Annotated in this window: 4 protein-coding genes; all 4 read right to left on the reverse strand. The window is 63.6% G+C overall.

The window, feature by feature from the left end:
• Positions 1-906 (reverse strand): outer membrane protein assembly factor BamA (gene bamA, locus AC5JJ6_RS02325; protein WP_496040497.1); only part of this gene is annotated, 906 nt, incomplete at its 3' end.
• A gap of 48 nt (positions 907-954) precedes the next feature.
• Positions 955-2,088: an RIP metalloprotease RseP gene (gene rseP / locus AC5JJ6_RS02330; protein ID WP_496040498.1), complete on the reverse strand. Its 1,134-nt coding sequence runs from the start codon at positions 2,086-2,088 to the stop codon at positions 955-957.
• A 22-nt stretch (positions 2,089-2,110) separates the two neighbouring features.
• Entirely contained in the window at positions 2,111-3,316 is a 1,206-nt protein-coding gene (locus AC5JJ6_RS02335; protein ID WP_496040499.1) for a 1-deoxy-D-xylulose-5-phosphate reductoisomerase, read from the reverse strand.
• On the reverse strand, positions 3,307-4,021 hold a 715-nt coding region (locus AC5JJ6_RS02340; protein ID WP_496040500.1), incomplete at its 5' end, for a phosphatidate cytidylyltransferase. The genes AC5JJ6_RS02340 and AC5JJ6_RS02335, both read right to left, overlap by 10 nt.

The following is a 4,021-nucleotide window of genomic DNA, read 5'->3' on the forward strand; positions in this document are numbered from 1 at the left end:
GGTCAGCCGGTCCTTCAGAAGGTCCGGGTTCAGGTCGCGAAGTTCCGTCTCCACGCCGATCTTGCCGAACTTGTAGCGCTCGCCCTCCTCCACCGTGAAGGTGATGAAGAAGCCGTCGCGGTCGGGCGTCAGCTCCGCCACGGCGGAAACGACGCGGAAGTCGGCATAGCCGCGCGAAAGATAGAAACGGCGAAGCTTGTCGCGGTCGAACGTCAGCCGATCCGGATCGTAGGTGTCGTCGGTCGTCAGGAAACGGTACCAGCGAGACTCGCGGGTCTGGATCTCTTCCCGCAGCTTGCTGTCGCTGAACATCTCGTTGCCGACGAAGTTGATCTTGCGGACGCCGGTACGGGCGCCCTCATCGATCTCGAAAACCAGATCCACCCGATTCTGGTCGAGTTGGATGACCTTAGGCTCGACCGTCGCCGCGAACCGGCCGCTACGACGGTAGACTTCCAGCAAGCGCTGCACGTCGTTCTGGACGCGGGTGCGCGTATAGACGACGCGGGGACGAAGCTGGACTTCGCGCTCCAGGTCGGCGTCCTCGATCCGCTTGTTGCCTTCGAAGGCGATCCGGTTGATGATCGGGTTCTCGGCCACATTGACGACAAGGGTATTGCCGTCGCGGCGGAGGGTCACGTCGGCGAACAAACCGGTGGCGAAAAGCGCCTTCAGCGAGTCGTCGATCCGCTGCGGATTGAAGGGATCGCCCTGCTTGACGACCAGATACGAGCGGACGGTGGCCGGCTCAATCCGCTGTGTGCCTTCGACCCGAATGCCCGCAATGTTGCCGCCTGAAAAATTGGCCTGCGCCACCGTCGTCGGCTGCCCCTGACCAAGCCCCTGAGCCAGCGCAATCGCGGATGTCGCCGTGGTCGCGCACGCAGCCAGCAGGCAGGCCGCCATAAACCTGTTCAGCCCCAACTCAGACCCCCAATAAAACTACTTATCCCGTCAGGAAATCAGATCACGGAAAAAATCGACGACACGAAGATGCACCAGGTCGTTCCACGTCGCGAACACCATCAAGGTAAGCACCAGCGCCAGCCCGATCCGAAAGCCATACTCCTGAGCCCTATCGCCGAGGGGCTTACCACGGATCGCCTCAACGGCATAGAACAACAAGTGGCCACCGTCCAGCATCGGGATGGGGAAAAGGTTTATCAGTCCCAAATTCACAGACAGAATGGCCATGAACCATATCAGTGCCACGATGCCGCTTTGCGCCACCTCGCCCGACATCTGGGCAATTCTCAGCGGCCCGCCCAGTTCCTCGGTTCCGCGGGAACCGCTCACCATCTGGCCTACCGCGCCTAGCGTCCCCACCGTCAGGTTGACGGTCTCGCGTCCTGCCTGCCAAAGCGCGGTCACCGGATCGTGGCGGCGGTATTCCATGCCGGCACGGCCGATACCGAGAAGCCCGATGGTATGGGAATTGCCCATGCGGTCAGTGACCGTGGTCACCTGCGGCGTTACGCTGATGGGAAGCCGCTGCCCGTCGCGCTGGACGACGAGCGCCAGCGGAGTGCCCTGGTTGAACCGGACGATCTGCTGCACTTCCTCGAACCGCTCGATCGCTTGGCCGTCGACCTCGACGATGACGTCGCCCGGCAGCATGCCGGCCTGGGCAGCGGCGCTTTCCGGCTGAACCGACCCTATGTCGGCCGGCGTGAAGGGCTGGCCGTAGATCGAGAAAAGCAGCGTCAGGCCGATGATCGCGAACAGGAAGTTAGCGATGGGACCGGCCGCCACGATGGCGGCGCGCTGGCCGAGACGCTTGTGAAAAAATGAGATCTCCCGCTCGGCCGGCGTCATCGACCGGACGGCACCGCTGGGTGTGCTGGCGGCATCCGCGTCGCCGAACATCTTGACGTATCCGCCGAGCGGGATGGCGCTGATTTTCCAGCGCGTACCCGCCTTGTCGGTACGCCCGAACAGTTCCGGTCCGAAGCCGATCGAGAAGGTTTCGATCCGCACCCCGTTGCGTCGTGCTACCCAGTAGTGCCCCAGCTCGTGAACGAACACGAGGACGGTCAGCACGACCAGAAAAGGGATGACGTAGGTCCACAGACCGCCGAGGAATTCCATTGGTTCTCCAACCGCCCGCGGTTCAGGTTTCGTCGTTTCGCCGGGCCACGATCATACCCGCCTCGCGGCGGGCTTCGGCATCGATATGGCGTACCGTATCCAAATTATCGAGGCGGCAATAAGGCAGCTTCTCCAGCGTTCCTTCGACCACGGCTTCGATGTCGAGAAAACCGATCCGGCCATCTAGAAAGCCCTGGACAGCTACTTCGTTCGCCGCGTTCAAAATTGTAGGAGTGCCCCCGCCGCTTTGCAAGGCGTGGCGGGCCAGCCGCAGCGCCGGGAAACGGACCGGGTCAGGCGCCTCGAACGTGAGCGCTCCGGCAGTCAGCAGATCAAGCCGTGCGGCAGGCGCTTCGATCCGGCTCGGCCAGCCGAGCGAGAAAGCGATGGGTGTACGCATGTCGGGCGTGCCGAGCTGAGCCAGGACCGAACCGTCCACATATTCAACCATGCTGTGAATGACCGACTGGGGATGGACCAGAACGTCGATGCGGTCTTCCTGCATGGCGAAGAGAAAATGCGCCTCGATGATCTCGAGGCCCTTGTTCATCATCGTCGCACTGTCGACCGAGATCTTGGCACCCATGCTCCAGGTCGGATGAGCGCAAGCCTGAGCCGGTGAGGCCGCGGCCATGGTCGCCCGATCGGCCTGGCGGAACGGTCCTCCCGATGCCGTCAGGATCAGGCGGCGGATCGTCTCGCGCCGCTCGAAGTCGAAAACCTGGAAGATCGCGTTATGCTCGCTGTCCACCGGCAGCAGCGTGGCGCCGCTGTCGCGCACGAGGTCCATCATAAGTGGGCCGGCGCAGACGAGGCATTCCTTGTTGGCGAAGGCGACGATGGCGCCGCGGCGCGTCGCGGCCAGAGTCGGCTCCAAGCCGGCTGCGCCGACGATTGCCGCCATCACCCATTCGGCAGGCCGCTGGGCAGCTTCGACGACCGCCTCGGGTCCGGCCGCGACCTCGATCCCGGTGCCGGCAAGGGCGTCGCGCAGCGGCTCGTATCCGGCTGGATCGGCGATCACGGCAAGTTTGGGATGCAGTGCGCGCGCCTGCTCGACCAGATGGGCGACGTTACGGCCGGCGGTCAGCGCTTCGACGACATAGGCGTCCGGATCGCGGGCGATCAGTTCCACCGTGTTGCGTCCGACGGACCCGGTCGATCCGAGAACCGTCACATGCCGAGGTTGATTCGGCGAATCGATATGTTGGGCGGCGGCTACCACCATTCGAGAACTTTCCCCAGGGTCGCGTGGAACAGCGCAAAGACCGGCGCTGCGACAATAAGCCCGTCTACGCGGTCAAGCAAACCGCCATGTCCGGGGATGAGATGCCCGCTGTCCTTCTTGTCGAAGTAACGCTTGACGCCCGACTCGAAGAAGTCGCCGGCTTGACTTACAACGGCCAGGACAGCTGCCAGCACTGCGGCGAACCCGGGTCTGGCGGCGCCACAGGCAACTGCCACGCCGGCACCGAAGATAGCGGCGCTGACCATTCCGCCGATCAGTCCCGCCCACGTCTTTTTCGGACTTATACGAGGTGCCAGCTTAGGCCCGCCGATCGTCCTCCCGGCAGCATAGGCCCCGATGTCGGTGGCCCAGACGGCAAACAGCAGGTAGATGAGCAGTCCCAGCCCGTCTTCCGCGATGCCCCGCACCCAAAGCAGGGAAAGACTGCCGAAGACGATGTATGGAATTCCAAAAGCCAGGAGACGGCGATGCTGTGCATGCCCGACCGTTGCCGCCACGAACAGGGCCACCGTCAGCAAAGCCGCCAATCCGAGCGAAAACTCGACCCCGGCGACGAAGTCGACTACGAGGACCGCGCCGACGGCGCCGATTGCCAGCAAGGCAATCGCGAGGGTCCGTTCCGGCTCGACCAGCCTTACCCACTCCGCGGCTGCGAGCAGGGCGAACGACAGCATCAGGAGCTGG

This window comes from Skermanella sp. (assembly GCF_059503625.1).